The following is a 15,981-nucleotide window of genomic DNA, read 5'->3' on the forward strand; positions in this document are numbered from 1 at the left end:
CTGAGAAATAGAACGGCGACGCTGGACTTAAAGCGCCGCCGTTCTATGAAGCAAGATGCTCCGCTATCTCCTCCACAAGCTCGCCTTGATCATCCCGACCGTGTTCGGCATATCGCTGGCGGCGTTCGCTTTCGTCCGGCTTTTGCCGGGCGACCCGATCACGGCCCTGGCCGGCGAGCGCGGCGTCAGCCCGGAACGCTACGCCGAGCTTGTCGAGCGGTTTGGCTACAACCGGCCCTATGTCGTCCAGTATCTCGAGTATATCGGCAGGGTCCTGACCGGCGACTTCGGCATATCGCTCGCCACCAAGCGGCCGGTGCTCGGTGAATTCCAAGCGCTGTTTCCGGCGACGCTGGAACTGGCGACGATCGCGCTGATCATCGCCGTGCTCATCGGCATTCCCGCCGGCATCTTCGCCGCGGTCAAGCGCGGATCCTGGTTCGACCAGGCGACGATGGGCGTGGCGCTGACCGGCTATTCGATGCCGATCTTCTGGTGGGGACTGCTGCTCATCATCTTCTTCTCCGGCTATCTCGGCTGGACGCCGGTTTCCGGCCGCATCGGCCTTCAATATTTCTTCAAGCCGACGACGGGGTTCATGCTGATCGACAGCCTGATCTCCGGCAAGAGCGGCGCTTTCAGGTCCGCCGCCAGTCATCTTGTCCTGCCGGCGATCGTGCTGGCGACAATCCCGCTCGCCGTCATAGCGCGCCAGACGCGGTCGGCGATGCTGGAGGTGCTGGGCGAAGACTATGTCCGCACCGCCCGCGCCAAGGGCCTGGCGCCGCGTCGCGTCATCGGGCTCCACGCTTTTCGCAATGCGCTGATCCCCGTCGTCACCACCATCGGCCTGCAGGTCGGCACGCTGATGGCGGGCGCCATCCTGACCGAAACGATCTTTTCCTGGCCTGGTATCGGCAAGTGGATGATCGACGCGATCGCCAAGCGCGACTATGTTGTCGTCCAGAGCGGCTTGCTGATCATCGCGCTGATCGTCATGGCGGTGAACCTGATCGTCGACGTGCTCTACGCCGTCATCAACCCACGTATCCGGGTGCAGTGAGATGACCGACCAAACCACGGCAGAAGCCACCGCCGCCTCCATTCCGACCGGCGGCCGGCAACGCGCCTTCACCGAGTTCTGGCATTACTACTCGATGAACACCGGCGCCGTCATCGGCCTGGTCGTGTTCACTGCGCTGGTGCTGGTGGCGATCTTCGCGCCGTTGGTCGCGCCGCATTCGCCTGACGAACAGTTCCGCGATGCGCTGCTGGCGCCGCCGGCCTGGCAGGAGGGCGGCAGATCGACGTTCCTGCTCGGCACCGACGCCGTTGGCCGCGACATGCTTTCGCGGCTGATTTTCGGGGCTCGGTTCTCGCTGTTCATCGGTCTGGTCGTCGTTGTTTTCTCGCTGACCAGCGGTATCGTCCTCGGCGTGCTCGCCGGCTATTTCCGCGGCTGGGTCGATACGCTGATCATGCGCGTCATGGACGTCATCCTGGCCTTCCCGTCGCTGCTGCTTGCCCTGGTTCTGGTGGCGATCCTCGGACCCGGCCTGTTCAACGCCATGCTGGCGATCGCGCTGGTGCTGCAGCCGCATTTCGCGCGGCTCACCCGTGCGGCGGTGATGGCCGAAAAGAACCGCGAATATGTGATCTCCGCCAAGGTGGCTGGTGCCAGCCATCTCAGGCTGATGGTGAAGACGATCCTGCCGAACTGCATGGCGCCGCTGATCGTGCAGGCGACGCTGTCCTTCTCCAACGCCATTCTCGAGGCCGCGGCTCTTGGCTTCCTTGGCGTCGGCGCGCAGCCGCCAACCCCGGAATGGGGCACCATGCTGGCCACGGCGCGCGAGTTCATCCTGCGCGCGCCATGGGTGGTGACCTTCCCCGGCCTTGCCATCCTGATCACGGTGCTTGCGATCAACCTGATCGGCGATGGCCTGCGCGATGCCTTCGACCCCAAGCTGAAGAGGTCGTGACCATGCCTCTTCTCGAGATCAAGAACCTCACCGTGTCGTTTGATACCGCCGCCGGACCATTCATGGCCGTGCAAGGCATCGACCTGTCGATCGAGCCGCGCGAGGTGCTGGCGATCGTCGGCGAATCCGGCTCCGGCAAATCGGTGGCGATGCTCGCGGTGATGGGGCTGTTGCCGAACACGGCGACGGTAAAGGCCGATCGCATGGCCTTCGACGGCATCGACCTGCTTGAGCTCAGCCCGTCCGAGCGCCGCAAGATCGTCGGCAAGGACATCTCGATGATCTTCCAGGAGCCGATCGCCAGCCTCAACCCGTGCTTCACCGCTGGTTTCCAGATCGAGGAGGTGCTGCGCTTCCATTTGGGCATGGACCGCGCCCAGCGCCGGGCCCGTGCCATCGAACTGATGAAGCTGGTCGGCATCGCCGATCCGGAAGAGCGGCTGAACTCATTCCCGCACCAGATGTCGGGCGGCCAGTGCCAGCGCGTCATGATCGCCATCGCCATCGCCTGCAATCCGAAGCTGCTGATCGCCGATGAGCCGACCACCGCGCTCGACGTCACCATCCAGAAGCAGATTCTCGACCTTTTGGTTGGCTTGCAGGCCAAATACGGCATGGGCCTGATCATGATCACCCACAATATGGGCGTCGTGGCCGAGACCGCCGACCGCGTCATCGTCCAGTACAAGGGCCGCAAGATGGAAGAGGCCGACGTTCTGTCGCTGTTCGAGCAGCCGAAGAGCAACTACACGCGGGCGCTGCTGTCGGCGCTGCCGGAAAACGCCGTCGGCGACCGGCTGCCGACCATTTCCGACATGCTGTTCGAACCGGCCCCCTCTGCTGCGGGAACCGGGCCTGCTGCTGGAAGCGGGCCTGCAACGGGAGCCGCGTCATGAGCGTGACGGTTCTCGAAGGCAAGAACATCGTGCGCGACTACCATGTCGGCGGCGGCCTATTTCGTCCCTCGCGCACGGTGCACGCGGTCAAGGGCGTTTCGTTCAGCGTCGAAAAGGGCAAGACGCTGGCCATCGTCGGCGAAAGCGGCTGCGGCAAGTCAACGCTCGCACGTATCATAACCCTGATCGATCCCGCGACAGCGGGCGAGCTCTTCATCGACAGCAACAAGGTCGACATCGCCAGGAATGGGCTGACGAAGGAGATGCGCCGCAAGGTGCAGATCGTCTTCCAGAACCCTTACGGTTCGCTCAATCCGCGCCAGAAGATCGGCGACGTGTTGGGCGAGCCGCTGCTCATCAACACCGACACGCCAGCCGACGAACGGCGCGATCTCGCCATGAAGATGCTGAAGAAGGTCGGCCTCGGACCGGAGCATTACAACCGTTACCCGCACATGTTCTCGGGCGGCCAGCGCCAGCGCATCGCCATTGCCCGCGCGCTGATGCTCAATCCGAGCCTTTTGGTGCTCGACGAGCCGGTCTCGGCGCTCGATCTGTCGGTGCAGGCGCAGGTGCTCAACCTGCTCGCCGACCTGCAGGACGAATTCGAACTGACCTATGTCTTCATCAGCCACGACCTGTCGGTGGTGCGCTACATCGCCGACGATGTGATGGTCATGTATTATGGCGAGGCCGTCGAATACGGCTCACGCGACGAGGTCTTTGCCGACCCCAAGCACAGCTACACCAAAACGCTGTTTGCGGCGACGCCGCGCGCCGACGTCGCCAGCATCAAGGCGAGGCTGGCGAAGAAGAAGGCCGCCTGACGCCGCAATTGCGGGACCCAGCCCATGCTGAGGTTCAGGGCGCCGGCTGATCAAAGCGACCGCGATTCCTACGGAATGCAGTGCTTCTCGACGTCACGCGCGGTGAACTCTGCTGCTCGCCGCCATGCTTCGTCGGTATCTCCCCGGTAAGTCAGGTATCGATCGCAGACAGGTTTGTTGTTGCTCAAATCCAGCACTGCAAACTTCACCCAGCCGACCAGCGTGCTCATCTTGTGCACCTGACCGATCAGGAGATATTTCGCGCTGGCTGTTTTTGCCTTTTTCGAGAGATCGACAAGGCCGGGGTCCTTGATGGTGCACTGTTCTGCCTGACAGGGTAACGCGACGAGCTTGATCTTCTCCGAAAGGCCATCCTGCAACGCAACACCAAATGCCTTCAGTCGCGCTTCGTGTTCGGCGGTCTGGTCCCTGACTTCGCCTGATGTATCCCTGAACTCGAAATCCGCGACGGCGAGGGTCGCTGGCTCGACGACATCGGCAAAAGCGGCCGGCGCAAGTAGACCAGCGCCCATCAGGATCAGGAAAAATTGTCCACACTCAAAAAGTCGAAATCGAACTTCCGCACTTTGCACCTTGAGCATCTCGTTTCTCCGAGGTTAGGACGATACCCATCCCAATGACGGTGCCGATTTGTCTCTTCGCGCTGCTGGAAGACGCGGAAGCGGGCGCAGACTACCCGGTTGCGTCGCGACGTCAACTTTCAACCCGTTACTGGGTGGACTCCACCTCCGCGACAACCAGCTTGCCTTTGGCGCGCGAGATTTCGAGTGCCTGTCCGGCCCCTGCCAATTCGCCGGGAACCGAGATCACGAATGCCTGGCCCTCACTGAGGGTCGCGACGAAGCGTACCGGCAGGTTTTCTTCGCCCGCCGCCATCGTGGTGACCACCCGATAGCCGTCCTCCGCCTCGGTGTAGTAGACGACGCCGTGAAAATTGCCGAGATCGACGGTCCCACCCTGACGGGCCGTGAGTTCGCCGGCAGAAGCGGAACCTGCCACGACGCAAAGCGCCGCAAGTGCTGTGTATCTGAACATCGTGTTTCTCTCCATTTGGAATTGTCGTTTGGGTGGGTGGTCGCCTGCGGCTGCATCCCCCAATTACGCTGCGAGCTGATCCTCACGGGCAGCCGCGATCATTACGCTGGCGAGCAACCCGTAGGCCGCCTCCCAAGCCTCGCGGACAGCCGGCGTAAAAGCCGTGCCGAGGCCGGCCGCCAGCGTCTCGATGAGCGCTTGTCCGACGATCGGGTAATGACGCTCCTCGACACCGTAAGTCACGTGACGCCTGGCGAGCACGCGCACCGTCGGCAGGATGGTGTCGGCTCGGTCCAGTCCATGCACCACGAAGCCGAGGCTCGCTATCAGCTTGGCGCCTTGCTTGGTCATGTCTGTCACCGGAAACAGCGCGCGAAGATCCGCGTCGATCGCGAACAGGCGCTCGTAGAACAGCGCGGCGGCGGCCACGCGGATCGGCACGATCTCGCGAAAACTGTCCTGGACAAGTCTGGTCTGGTCGGGTGTCATCGGCGACGCTCCTGCGTTCCTGGTCTTGCGGCGACCATCGCCCCAAAGCGTTTCGCATGCATGTCGCCTGCGCCTGGATGTGTTTCAGTTGTGTCTCAATTGGTTTCAGTTCGCGCTCATTTGACTTCTTTATCTAGAGGCACGCCGAGAGTGCCAGGCCGAACTCTCGCCGACCTCGACCTGGCCATAGCTGAAAACCTGGGGCGCGGCGCCAGCTTGGAACTGCATCGGCAGTCGGTCATTATATCGGGGAGCCGGCGGCTCCTCCCCTATGCCTCCGTTCGGATGGAGAAATCATGCTGCGGATATTCATTGCTTCGTCTTTTCTTCTCGCCTTCGGTGCGCCCTCGACCACGCTCGCGCAGGACAGCAGCATCGAGAGCGAAACAGGCCGCGTTGCGGTCGAGACCTTTGCCGAAGGGCTCGAGCATCCCTGGGGCGCGATCTACCTGCCCGACGGCGCGTTGCTGGTCACCGAGCGTCCGGGGCGCCTGCGGCTCGTCTCGACCGACGGGGCCGTTTCCGACCCGATCGACGGTGTGCCGGACGTCCTTGCCAGCGGACAAGGCGGTCTGCTGGATGTGGCGCTCGATCCGGACTTTGCCGACAACCGGACGGTTTATCTCTCCTATTCGGAGGAACGCGGCGGCGGCGCGGCCACCTCGGTCGGCCGTGGACGCCTGGACGAGAACGGCAGCGCGCTTTCGAACTTCGAAGTGATCTTCCGGCAGGAACCAGCCGTATCCAGCCGGCTGCACTACGGCTCCCGCCTGGTATTCGCGCCGGACGGCAAGCTCTTCGTCACGCTCGGTGAGCGCGGCAAGATGCGAGAGGCGCAGGACCCGAACAATCATCTCGGCACGATCGTCCGCATCAACCCCGATGGTTCCGTGCCTGACGACAATCCCTTCGTCGGCAAGGACGGCGCCGACGAGATCTGGTCCTACGGCCATCGCAATGTGCAAAGTGCTGCGCTCCATCCCGAAACCGGCGTGCTCTGGACGGCGGAAATGGGACCGCTCGGCGGCGATGAGCTGAACATTCCGCAAGCGGGCAGGAATCACGGCTGGCCCGAGGTCAGCTGGGGCCGGCACTATTCTGGCGAACGCATCCCCGAGCCGTCGACGCGGCCGGAGTTTGCCGACTCCATCCATAGCTGGACGCCCGTCATCTCGCCTTCTGGCATGACCTTCTACACCGGCGACATGTTTGCCGATTGGAGAGGCGACCTCTTGATTGGCGGACTGTCGGCGGAAGGCATCGTTCGTGTCAGGATCGACGGAAAGCAGGTCGCCGGCGAGGAAGTCCTCGCTCTCGGCAGGCGTATCCGGGACGTGGTGCAGGCTCCCGACGGCGGGGTCATGGCGCTAACCGACGAACCAGCGGGAAAGATATTGCGACTGACGCCGGCAGCGTCGCAGTGATGCCGCGCGGTGGTGCTGGGAAAGGGCCGAACATCATCGCTGCCACACTTTTCGGCACACTTCCAACTCATTCGAAACGTTGCGTCTCGATACAGCAGAAAGCGTAATGATATCAGTTGATTAGTGGTGCCGCTTAGGTGACTCGAACACCTGACCCCATCATTACGAATGATGTGCTCTACCAACTGAGCTAAAGCGGNGGCGTAGGGAGTGACGTGCATTAGCCTTGCACCTGCCGTCACGCTTGCGTCGGATGGAGAACTGGTGCCGCTTAGGTGACTCGAACACCTGACCCCATCATTACGAATGATGTGCTCTACCAACTGAGCTAAAGCGGCCCGGGAAGCCAAGGCCTCCAAGATGCGCTGGGTGATAGACGCAACCCGCCACTGCAACTCACATATCCGCCTGATTGCGTCTCGCATCCAATCCCCCCGAAACCATGCAGTTCTGATCGCAGGAAACGTCGGTTCGCGTCAACCTCTTTGCTGCTGCCGTCCCCTTCGAATTGAGGGCTGCAGGATGTGGATCTGGCGAATCCTGAATCTCTGATGGATCGACACCTCCCGGTCTAATCCTGCCTTTCGTGGTTTCTGTTGTGTCATGCTCAACGCTGAAAGCACGAACGCATTCAACCCAAATCCAATCACCTTCCTGCAACCACCGAATTCGATGATCAGCGCTGGCAAACCCGACCAATAGCCATGCCTTGACCCGTGACTACGAAGGATGCGCTACGCAGGCGTTAGCGCGACAGGAACCGAAACGTAAACCGTGGTTTGCGTCACATTTAGAGGTTCTGTGGTTGCTTTTCGGGTCCCTATCTGGCCCGCATCTCTCGATTGGTCGATTGGTTGGTAAACCTTTGAAATCATTGTACGCCAAAGAGGATGAAACTGAGAACTGGACGATCAGGCATGTAGCCTGCTCATGACGCCCGTTTCCGGATGATCCACCCGATGCCTCCCGCAAGCACGATGCCGAGTAGCGGCCATTTCGCCCAGAAAATCCCGTTCCAGGTCAGCAGGTTTACACCGACGACCCCCAACGCGACGACACTCAGCATGGCGACGCCCCGATTGATGAGCCTCGTCATGCTTGCCCAGCGGAGGCCCGCCAGAACCGCTACGGCGAGCATCGGCCACCCAGCCCAGAAAATCCCATTCCACGAAAGCACATTGATGGCCACCAACCCCAGCGCGGTCAAGGCAGGCAGAAGGAATTTCCGGCTGATCCTGCGCCCGAGGAAAGCGCCAGACCGGGCGGCGTCGCGCGACCGCCCGTCAGCGGCCGGTTCGGCACGGCGCGCCACCGCTTCGGCCCCGCTCTTCTCACCGCCGATCCGGACAACGTAGCTCGGCACACCTTCTTCGATGTTCTTGACGGCGAGGTCGCCCAGGAACTCGAACCCGACCGCCATTTTGTTGCGGACCTGATCGTACACCGTATTTGAGATCACGATCCCGCCTGCCGGGGCGGCGGTCTGAAGGCGGGCGGCAATGTTGACGCCGTCTCCATAAATGTCATCTCCCTCGACCATGACATCGCCAAGGTTGATTCCAATCCGAAAGCGCATCTGCGTTTCGGCCGGGCGAACGGCATTGTGCCCGGCCAACTCGTTCTGAACGTCGATGGCCGTCCGGACGGACTCGACCACGCTCGGGAATTCGGCGATCAACCCGTCGCCCCAGGTGTTGACGCCCGCCGCGGGCCTCGATTAGGCGCGCCATTGCGTCCCTGTACTGTTTCAGAGTCGCCAGCGTTCCTTCTTCGTCGGCTTCCATCAGGCGCGTATAGCCCTGAACATCCGCCGAAAAGATGGTCGTCAGTTTGCGTCGTGTCGCCGACATTGAACTGTCCCTGCTCGATGTGAGCAGCCGAAGCTTGCCGTGCTCCGTTGGCTGAGTCTACGTCGCATTCCCGCGTCGCATGAAGATACTGAAAACACTCTTTCTGGGCGCGGGGATGGCGGTTCTGGCCGCAGCGAACAGGAAGCGCGTTGTGTCGACCGGAGGGCCCGAAAAGCCGCCCGGCGGGGGAGGGTCCCGAAGTCATGGACGGTGACCGCTTCCGTCGCGTCCTGCGGAAGCTGCATCGTCGACGTTTCGCGTTCTTCTTATTTGCGAGCCGGAGCGCCAGCCGCCAAGCCCGGAGCCCCGATGGAGCCCGCTGTGCGGCTATTTCCCGCTTATAAAAGCATAGGGGAGTGCCGCGCGAGAACGTTGCGCACGTTCGACACCTGCCATTGTCCATTGCGCGCTGTGCGCACGCCGCGATTGTTCAGAGCGATTGCCAGGCCACGTAGGCTGGTGATGCCCGACCGCTGAATGGAAGCGATGATTGGCAGTCTGGGCAAACCGGTCGGCTTCTTCGATCGACATCTTCCGACCCTTCGCCGCAGCTTCCGCTGTGTTAGTCGGATTACCGAGTATTATGCCAGTGGTCTTGCGCGAGGCGAGGGCCGTTTTGGTCCGTTCCGAGATTAACCGCCGCCGATGCGCACCTGTTCCGACCCTCGGCGGGACAGTCAGTCCGGCCAGCGGACCGGCATACAATGCACGATTCTGGTAAGGTCTTTGAAGAACGGGCAGGTGTGAGGGTTGAATGAGCTTCGAACTAACGATGCTTGCAGCGAGCTGCGTGCTCTGTTTAGTCCAGATTGTTGTCTCCTCCCACGCAGCCAGCCTTCAGCGAGGTTATCGCTGGACGGCCAGCTCTCGCGACGCCGAAGTCCCTCCGCTCACGGGCGTAGCAGGACGTTTGGAAAGAGCACTTCGAAACTTCCTTGAGACGTTCCCGGTGTTTGTAGCTGCGGTCTTCCTTGTTCACGTGCCCGGTCGTGAGAGTGCGCTGAGCGAATGGGGAGCTGGTCTCTATTTTTCGGCCAGATTGGTTTACTTTCCACTCTACGCAGCGGGCGTTCCCTTGCTGCGCTCGCTCGTCTGGAACACCGCGTTCGTTGGAATTATCCTTCTTTTGCTCGCGTCAGTCTGGCCTTAGCTGTCGTGACCGTATGCCGATCGCCGCTGCGGCGACGTCCGCTTCCTTCACCATCGCGGAAGTTCCAAGAACAACTCTCGAACGACCTCATTGGGTCAGGTTTGCCGCTTGAGCCGGCGGCCCGAACCGGTAACTAGCGCCAGGAGCCGACTTTCCCGGCGCTTCTCCAGAGGCGCCGTTCGCCCAACGGCTCAAATCGACCCCGAAGCAGACGTCGGCACCGGTAGCCAGCCTGCGCTAAGATGCGGTAATCTTGACAGCAACATGGGTGCCTCCCTCTACGAGCCGATAAACGTCTACAAGCCACTCGCTCCGGACATCGGCATCGTCGATGGTCCCTTGGAATACTTGACTGTAGGCGGGCTTAAGCTGCCGCTTCCGTTCACGACACGAATGACTGTGGTTCGCCTTTCAAGCGGTGACCTCTTCCTTCATTCGCCGATCAAGTTCGACGCGAGGCTGGCCGAGGAACTGCAAGGTGTGGGGAGGGTTCGCCATCTCGTATCGCCCAACCAATTCCACTACGCGCACATCGGGGAATGGGCGGCGGCGTTTCCTGATACGATCACCTGGGCGTCACCGCGTGTGCGCCAACGGGCACGGCATGTGGCTGTCGACTTCAAGAGAGACCTGGAAGTCAGTTCGCCTGAAGAATGGCGTCGAGAGATCGATCAAGTGCTTTTTCCCGGCGGTTATTTCAAAGAGTTCATTTTTTTCCACAAAGCGTCGAGGACGCTGATACTCACCGACGCTATCATCAACATCGAACTGGACAAGATTTCCGAGCCATGGCGAACGGCCACTAAGCTCACTGGGATGTATCATCCCAGGGGTCAAATATTCTTCGGTATGCGGCTGCCGCTACTCGTGCAGCGACGGAAGGCAAAGGCTGCAATCGGAAGGATCCACTCATGGCAGCCGCAGCGAATCGTGCTCAGTCATGGCCGCTGCTTTGATGCGGATGCGGACAAGGTCATCCGAAGGATATTCGGAGCACCGCCCTACGGCGGGTAGTTGTCCTTGCGGGCGCGAGATAAGTGCGATCGGCTCTCCACCCCGTTTGAGACGTAGAACACTCCATCGCGGAATAATCCGAGCCCATGCCCCGGCCGGCTCGATGGCGCCATGAGCTGTCATCGCCGCGCGAATCTCCGAACGTCGCGTTAGGGGCCGTTAGGAGCCGGTCCGCTCTTTGGCGCGGCATCAGAAAGCTGCCGTCGAGGCTGCTGTCCTAAGCGACTGCGAGGCGATGACATCTTCTATTGGGACGATACCGGCTTCACCGCCGACGGGAAGTTCGTCGACGGCGCGCTCCACCACGCAGGAATGGTCCTCTACCCGTAAGAGGTGACAGTCTCTAAGGTTGACGACGCGGCCGAAAAAAGGCGCGAATTTCATGCGCCAGCAACTCTGGCTGCTCAAGTGCCGCGAAATGGCCCCCCGCCGGCATCTCAGTCCAGCGGACGACATCGAAAACGCGCTCGACCCAAGACCGTGGCGGCATCGGCAGTTCGTGGGGAAAGAGCGCGACGCCAAATGGCGGCGTCACGCGCTCATCAAGGTCGAACGAGAGCGGGCAAAGGCGATTCTCCTTGTACAGCCGCAAGGAGGCGCTGAGGCTGTCGCCGAACCAGTAAATAGAAATATCGGTAAGCAGCGTATCCAGGGAGAAAACGCGCTGGATATCACCATCGCAATCGCTCCAGGATCTGAATTTCTCGACAATCCAGGCAGCGAGACCCACGGGAGAATCAGTCAGCGAGAAGGCCAGCGTCTGTGGCTTGGTGCCTTGCAAAGCCGCATAGGCTCCTTCATCTGCCGCCCAGGACGAAACCCGTTTAAGAAACTCTTGCTCCTCATTTGTCACGGGCGGTGATGCCGGTCCCAGGGTCGGGCGGAAGCTGCCGGGAATATAGTTGACATGAACGCCTGCCAAGCTCTCTGGGAACTGCCGCGCGAGCCAAGCCGAGACACCGGCGCCGATATCGCCCCCTTGAGCTGCAAACCGGTTGTAACCAAGACCTTCCATCAATCGATGCCACAGTTGGGCAATCGTTCGTGCGCTGACACCAGGGTAGGAGGGCGCAGGCGAGAAGCCATAGCCGGGAAGGGAGGGCACGACGACGTGAAAAGCATCGGTGGGATCGCCGCCGTGAGCTCCGGGGTCGGCCAGCAACGGAATGATGTGTTCCATCTCAGCGAAAGAGCCTGGCCAGCCGTGCGTCAGGACAATTGGCATGGGTGATGGCCCTGTCCCGCGCTGATGGACGACGTGGACGTCCGCCTCATCAATAGTGGCGATGAATTGTGGTAGTCGGTTCAGCCGCTCCTCTTGCGCGCGCCAGTCAAAGTTGTGGAGCCAATGGTGAGAAAGCCGCTGCATGAACTGCAGGTTCGCGCCGTCGGCCCAACTCTCGTCATCAAGTGAACTCGGCCAACGCGTCGCATGCAGGCGATGTCGCAAGTCAGCGAGTGCTTCGTTGGGGATGTGGATCGAAAAAGGCCGGATTCTCATATTTTGCCATGGTGCAGGGTGTCCGTCACCATAGCGTTAAAGCCGGTGTCGTCCCAACAATCGATGGGGTTCCCTAATCTCGCAGCGCAGCGGACGTGAGCTTTCGCCCTGAGCTTACGGCCGCTTCCGAGCACCGGGCATAGCGTCCGGATGGCCGACTCGGGGCGCAAGGCTGCCATCAGCCCGCGCTATGTCCGGTGGAATGTGGCGAGTGCGCCGCCACTAATCCTTGCCGCTCATCAGCTCATCAAGGATGCGCCTGGCCGGGAGCGCGGGCCAGGCAGAAGTGTGGCGCTCAGGTTCGTTTTGCCGCGAACGCCCGGCTTCGAGCATCCGGCGCGAGATCGATTCCTGCTGCTGGCGCAGGTGATCGCTCAGCAGCTTGTTGCGTGTGATGTAGCCGGCATTGACGCCCGGGATCGAGTAGTTCATCAGAAGGTGTACGTCCAGTTCCGCAACACCAGCGGCCTGGGCGATGGTGCAGAACGTCTGCCGCAGGTCGTTGCCCCATTTCGACAGGTCGTCGCGCTTCTCCTTGTGTTCGGCCATGTAGCCGCTTCCGCTGTCGGCCGGGAAGAGCCATTCACGCGATTGCTCGGCATAAAGAGCCAGCCCAATGCGCATCACCCGAACCAGACAGCGTCGGCATGGGGCAAGTCACTGATCGGAAGGTCTGCCACGAGATGGTATACGTGTTGTTTGGATTGACATGCTTGGCGAAATGGCCTGCAACCGGTTTCGTGGACACGAGGTTAAGCTAACATAGCTTGTTCCTCGAACTCCACTGGGCTTAGATAGCAGCGTCATATGACGCCTCCATAGTAGGCAAATTCCTCTGCTGTCACCTCTGCAGCGAACCGGTCGCATTCAGCACGCTTGAGAGCTACGAACACCGAGGCAAGCCTTTCTCCCAGAGCGCTCTTTATAAAGTCGGAGCCTGCGGCACGATCGATCGCCGATCGCCAGTCGCACGGCAGGACGACGGTCTGTGCCGTGTCGTAGGATGAGGCCTCCCCGTCGGGCTCGAGCTTGTTTTCGATGCCGTGACGCATGCCCGCGAGAACAGTGGCCGCGACCAGATAGGGATTGGCGTCCACGCTGGGCGAGCGATGCTCAAGATGGCGGTTCGCGGGGCTCCCGGCGGGTACCCTGATCGCGACGCTGCGATTGTTGCGGCCCCAGGTAGGCGCCGTGGGAGCGTAGCTGTTGCGCGTAAATCGGCGCCAAGAATTGAGGTTGGGTGCAAACACCAGCATCGAGTCCGCCATAGACTGCTGCACACCGGCGATGGCGTGCCGCAGCATCGGCGCCAGCTCATCGCCCGCATCACCGAACAGGTTGCGGCCGGTTTTGTCCGCCAAGCTGGCGTGCAAGTGCATGCCGGAGCCGGCGCGATTGGCAAACGGCTTGGCCATGAAGTTGGCGCGCATACCGTGTCGCAAGGCCAGCCCCCTGACGAGCCGCTTGAGCATCACCAGGTCATCGGCCGCTCGCAGCCCATTGTCGCGATGGTGCAGCGTCAGTTCATACTGACCGGGCGCATATTCGGAAATCAATGTCTCGACCGGGAGGTCCTGCGCGGCGGCGCTTCGGTAAAGCGCGTCGATGAACGGCTCGAGCTGATCAAGTGGGTCCAGGCTATAGACCTGATTGCCCAGCTGGAAGTCACCTGTCAGCGGCAGTCGAGCAGCCCTTGGCTTCCCGGTGACGTCATTTTCCGCATCGAGCAGATAGAACTCCAACTCGAACGCCATCACCGGGAACATGCCAATTGCGTTCAACTGCTCGATCTGGACCGTAAGGGCGTGACGCGGGTCAGCTGCCATGCGGGAGCCGTCGAGTTCGTACAAGCTTACCCGCACTTCGCCGCGCCTCGGCAAGGTCCAGGGCAGTTCCACGAGCGATCCTGGAATGGGCCAGGCCACGCGGTCGGCGTCACCGTCGTCCCAAACCAACCCCGTCTCCTCAACGTCGGCGCCAGAGATATCGAGGCCCAAAATCGAGCCAGGGAGGTGACGGCCCGAGCGATAAATCTGCAACAGTTCATGCCGACGGATCATCTTGCCGCGTGCTACACCATTGGGATCGATCAGCACGAGATCGAATGCCGAGAGGTCCTCATGACTAGCCAGGAAAGCCTCGGCTTCCTGGATCGGCGCCGCATCTATCGGTCGTGAGCCAGTCACTTTGCGACCGCTCCAACCGTCAATCGCTGCAAGACCTGCTCAAATCCGGCGACCAACCCCGCGGCCTGGTGCTCCGAGGTGGTTGGCGCGACCAGAACCATATTGTGGAAGGGGTGAGCAAATACCCGAGGTTGAGAAAGGATATGTGCAGCGCTTTTTGAACTACAGCAATCGCTGCGGCGCGTGCTTCCGCCGCGTCCCTTACCAAGCTGGGCGTGAACACCACCTCAAGGCGTGCGCCCACGCGGCTGACATGCCAAGGCAGGCCGAACTCTCCGATAGCGGCGGAAAAACCCGCCTCGATCTGGTCTGCAAGATCGTTCATCCTGTCATAGGCAGCCGCGGTCATGACGCTTTCCAAGCATGCTCTTAGGCATGCCAACTGAAAAGTGCTCCCCGACAGTGTCGTACCGATGCCGGAGTGTCCAATGCCGCTTTTCCTGCTTCGGATAGTATCGAGTTCGCTGGCGACCGCCTCGGTCATGCCCCAGACGCCCACTGGCACCCCGCCGCCCACCGGCTTGCCGACGACGAAAATGTCGGGATCGAGACCATGGGTTCTCGTGTAGCCGCCAAGACCCGTGGAAATAGTGTGGGTCTCGTCGAGGTGAAGCAGCGTACCACTGGCGCGGGTCATCTTTCGCAAGGCATCGTGGAAACCGCTTTGCGGCAAGATCATCCCACAATTTGTCATGACCGGCTCTGCGACCACGCTGGCGATCTCGCGGGTTGCCAAGGCCGCTTCCAGCGCGTTCAGATCGTTGAAGGGAATGCAGACCGTCGTCTGGGCAAGATCGACAACCTGGCCAAGCAGATTTTCTCGGCCGACCGTCTTACCGTCATTGAGATCAACCAACGTTTGTGATAGCAGCCGTCGAACACTAGGATCTTGTTGCGGCTGGTAACTGCGCGGGCCACCCGGAACGCGAACCGGTTTGCGTCACTGGCCGTGGCCGTCACTTGCCACCGTGACATGCCGAAGGTTTTGGACAACAGCCTGCCAACGGCATGGGCGTCCTCCGAGGGCAGCATCGTCGTGAGGCCGCGCTGTGCGGTTCTAGCCAACGCTTCGACAATGGGCTTCGGCCCGTGCCCGAACATGGCCCCGGTATCACCGAGACAGAAATCGATGGCGCGGTTGCCATCAAGATCAACGACCTCGCTTCCCTTGGCTGTTGATATCACGACAGGGAACGGCATGGGCCAATCACGCATCCAATACAGCGGAACCTGATTGAAGAAGCCGGATGACTTGTCGTCGAAAACGGCTCTACTGCGAGGACGCCTGTTGATGAATGCCGCTGTTTCGTCTGCCAGACCCCTGAGGTGTTTCACACGGGCCTTGATACCCGGCTTGACCCACTGCGTTGCCGGCCGCTTTGGCATATCCTTGGGCGTGGCCCGGCATGTTCCTGGACCCTTTTCCAAAGCCGCTCACGCATCTCGCGATTGACGCTGACAAACCCGCTGCCGACATATTTCCAGCCGTTGTCAGCGCGCGACGCTGCCGCTGCCTCCGACGCTGCCGCTGACGCTGCCGCTGCCGTCAATGCTGCCGCTGCCACCGATGCTGCCGGTGCCGCTGCCGTCAATGCTGCCGCTGCCG

The 15,981-nt window shown here is 61.2% G+C and carries 15 protein-coding genes, 1 tRNA gene and 2 pseudogenes; 8 read left to right on the plus strand and 10 right to left on the minus strand.

Features of this window, described 5'->3' with window-relative positions:
* The first annotated feature begins 55 nt into the window (after nt 1–55).
* From X738_RS74720 to X738_RS74735, 4 genes are read left to right on the plus strand one after another with little or no spacing between them, the layout of a single operon-like run.
* A complete protein-coding gene (locus X738_RS74720) occupies nt 56–1,063 on the plus strand; it encodes an ABC transporter permease subunit (RefSeq protein WP_023802897.1) in 1,008 nt (335 codons plus the stop codon).
* A 1-nt stretch (nt 1,064) separates the two neighbouring features.
* Nucleotides 1,065–1,982, plus strand: a complete 918-nt coding sequence (locus tag X738_RS74725) for an ABC transporter permease subunit (protein WP_023802898.1) — start codon at nt 1,065–1,067, stop codon at nt 1,980–1,982.
* A gap of 2 nt (nt 1,983–1,984) precedes the next feature.
* Entirely contained in the window at nt 1,985–2,878 is an 894-nt protein-coding gene (locus tag X738_RS74730) for an ABC transporter ATP-binding protein (RefSeq protein ID WP_023802899.1), read from the plus strand.
* Nucleotides 2,875–3,705: a dipeptide ABC transporter ATP-binding protein gene (locus tag X738_RS74735; protein WP_023802900.1), complete on the plus strand. Its 831-nt coding sequence runs from the start codon at nt 2,875–2,877 to the stop codon at nt 3,703–3,705. Before X738_RS74730 ends, X738_RS74735 begins: the two co-directional genes overlap by 4 nt.
* A 68-nt stretch (nt 3,706–3,773) precedes the next feature.
* Here the strand turns inward: X738_RS74735 and X738_RS74740 are convergent, their stop codons facing one another.
* From X738_RS74740 to X738_RS74750, 3 genes are all read right to left on the minus strand, one after another.
* On the minus strand, nt 3,774–4,307 hold the full coding sequence (locus tag X738_RS74740; RefSeq protein ID WP_023802901.1) for a DUF2380 domain-containing protein: 534 nt from the start codon (nt 4,305–4,307) through the stop codon (nt 3,774–3,776).
* A 127-nt stretch (nt 4,308–4,434) separates the two neighbouring features.
* Nucleotides 4,435–4,761: a hypothetical protein gene (locus X738_RS74745; RefSeq protein ID WP_023802902.1), complete on the minus strand. Its 327-nt coding sequence runs from the start codon at nt 4,759–4,761 to the stop codon at nt 4,435–4,437.
* A 63-nt stretch (nt 4,762–4,824) separates the two neighbouring features.
* Nucleotides 4,825–5,250: a globin family protein gene (locus X738_RS74750; protein WP_023802903.1), complete on the minus strand. Its 426-nt coding sequence runs from the start codon at nt 5,248–5,250 to the stop codon at nt 4,825–4,827.
* A gap of 296 nt (nt 5,251–5,546) precedes the next feature.
* Here X738_RS74750 and X738_RS74755 point away from each other — a divergent pair, with 296 nt between their 5' ends.
* A complete protein-coding gene (locus tag X738_RS74755) occupies nt 5,547–6,674 on the plus strand; it encodes a PQQ-dependent sugar dehydrogenase (RefSeq protein WP_023802904.1) in 1,128 nt (375 codons plus the stop codon).
* A 262-nt stretch (nt 6,675–6,936) separates the two neighbouring features.
* Here the strand turns inward: X738_RS74755 and X738_RS74765 are convergent.
* Both X738_RS74765 and X738_RS74770 read right to left on the minus strand, forming a co-directional pair.
* Nucleotides 6,937–7,012 (minus strand) — tRNA-Thr (locus X738_RS74765).
* A 590-nt stretch (nt 7,013–7,602) separates the two neighbouring features.
* A pseudogene (locus X738_RS74770) lies at nt 7,603–8,524 on the minus strand (adenylate/guanylate cyclase domain-containing protein).
* A gap of 772 nt (nt 8,525–9,296) precedes the next feature.
* Between X738_RS74770 and X738_RS89345 the strand changes: the two are divergent.
* The 3 genes and pseudogenes from X738_RS89345 to X738_RS83565 form a co-directional block, all read left to right on the plus strand.
* Nucleotides 9,297–9,674, plus strand: a complete 378-nt coding sequence (locus X738_RS89345; RefSeq protein WP_373420486.1) for an MAPEG family protein — start codon at nt 9,297–9,299, stop codon at nt 9,672–9,674.
* A 264-nt stretch (nt 9,675–9,938) separates the two neighbouring features.
* Complete coding sequence (locus tag X738_RS74780; protein WP_023802906.1) at nt 9,939–10,688, plus strand: DUF4336 domain-containing protein; 750 nt, start codon at nt 9,939–9,941, stop codon at nt 10,686–10,688.
* Between the two features lie 237 nt (nt 10,689–10,925).
* Nucleotides 10,926–11,018: pseudogene (locus X738_RS83565) on the plus strand (Atu4866 domain-containing protein); the annotation flags it as partial.
* A 13-nt stretch (nt 11,019–11,031) separates the two neighbouring features.
* Here X738_RS83565 and X738_RS74785 read toward each other — a convergent pair.
* The 5 genes from X738_RS74785 to X738_RS88530 all read right to left on the minus strand — a co-directional run bounded on the left by X738_RS74785 (nt 11,032) and on the right by X738_RS88530 (nt 15,761).
* Nucleotides 11,032–12,189, minus strand: a complete 1,158-nt coding sequence (locus X738_RS74785) for an epoxide hydrolase family protein (RefSeq protein ID WP_023802907.1) — start codon at nt 12,187–12,189, stop codon at nt 11,032–11,034.
* 222 nt (nt 12,190–12,411) lie between these two features.
* Nucleotides 12,412–12,813: a hypothetical protein gene (locus X738_RS74790; RefSeq protein WP_023802908.1), complete on the minus strand. Its 402-nt coding sequence runs from the start codon at nt 12,811–12,813 to the stop codon at nt 12,412–12,414.
* Between the two features lie 179 nt (nt 12,814–12,992).
* The gene (locus X738_RS74795) at nt 12,993–14,375 is read right to left on the minus strand and encodes a glutamine synthetase family protein (protein ID WP_023802909.1); all 1,383 of its coding nucleotides are present in this window, start codon (nt 14,373–14,375) and stop codon (nt 12,993–12,995) included.
* Nucleotides 14,376–14,394: 19 nt separating this feature from the next.
* A complete protein-coding gene (locus tag X738_RS88525; protein WP_280811464.1) occupies nt 14,395–15,111 on the minus strand; it encodes an aminotransferase class III-fold pyridoxal phosphate-dependent enzyme in 717 nt (238 codons plus the stop codon).
* A gap of 17 nt (nt 15,112–15,128) precedes the next feature.
* Entirely contained in the window at nt 15,129–15,761 is a 633-nt protein-coding gene (locus tag X738_RS88530; RefSeq protein ID WP_280811466.1) for an aminotransferase class III-fold pyridoxal phosphate-dependent enzyme, read from the minus strand.
* Nucleotides 15,762–15,981 lie beyond the last annotated feature (220 nt).

It is taken from the genome of Mesorhizobium sp. L48C026A00 (assembly GCF_000502375.1).
Classification (GTDB): domain Bacteria; phylum Pseudomonadota; class Alphaproteobacteria; order Rhizobiales; family Rhizobiaceae; genus Mesorhizobium; species Mesorhizobium muleiense.

What these genes read in the sequence shown, in the direction of transcription:
- X738_RS74720 (WP_023802897.1), top strand. Translation starts at nt 56, where the DNA reads ATGCTCCGCTATCTCCTCCACAAGCTCGCCTTGATCATCCCGACCGTG.
- X738_RS74725 (WP_023802898.1), top strand. Translation starts at nt 1,065, where the DNA reads ATGACCGACCAAACCACGGCAGAAGCCACCGCCGCCTCCATTCCGACC.
- X738_RS74730 (WP_023802899.1), top strand. Translation starts at nt 1,985, where the DNA reads ATGCCTCTTCTCGAGATCAAGAACCTCACCGTGTCGTTTGATACCGCC.
- X738_RS74735 (WP_023802900.1), top strand. Translation starts at nt 2,875, where the DNA reads ATGAGCGTGACGGTTCTCGAAGGCAAGAACATCGTGCGCGACTACCAT.
- X738_RS74740 (WP_023802901.1), bottom strand. Translation starts at nt 4,307, where the DNA reads ATGCTCAAGGTGCAAAGTGCGGAAGTTCGATTTCGACTTTTTGAGTGT.
- X738_RS74745 (WP_023802902.1), bottom strand. Translation starts at nt 4,761, where the DNA reads ATGTTCAGATACACAGCACTTGCGGCGCTTTGCGTCGTGGCAGGTTCC.
- X738_RS74750 (WP_023802903.1), bottom strand. Translation starts at nt 5,250, where the DNA reads ATGACACCCGACCAGACCAGACTTGTCCAGGACAGTTTTCGCGAGATC.
- X738_RS74755 (WP_023802904.1), top strand. Translation starts at nt 5,547, where the DNA reads ATGCTGCGGATATTCATTGCTTCGTCTTTTCTTCTCGCCTTCGGTGCG.
- X738_RS89345 (WP_373420486.1), top strand. Translation starts at nt 9,297, where the DNA reads ATGCTTGCAGCGAGCTGCGTGCTCTGTTTAGTCCAGATTGTTGTCTCC.
- X738_RS74780 (WP_023802906.1), top strand. Translation starts at nt 9,939, where the DNA reads ATGGGTGCCTCCCTCTACGAGCCGATAAACGTCTACAAGCCACTCGCT.
- X738_RS74785 (WP_023802907.1), bottom strand. Translation starts at nt 12,189, where the DNA reads ATGAGAATCCGGCCTTTTTCGATCCACATCCCCAACGAAGCACTCGCT.
- X738_RS74790 (WP_023802908.1), bottom strand. Translation starts at nt 12,813, where the DNA reads ATGCGCATTGGGCTGGCTCTTTATGCCGAGCAATCGCGTGAATGGCTC.
- X738_RS88530 (WP_280811466.1), bottom strand. Translation starts at nt 15,761, where the DNA reads ATGCCAAAGCGGCCGGCAACGCAGTGGGTCAAGCCGGGTATCAAGGCC.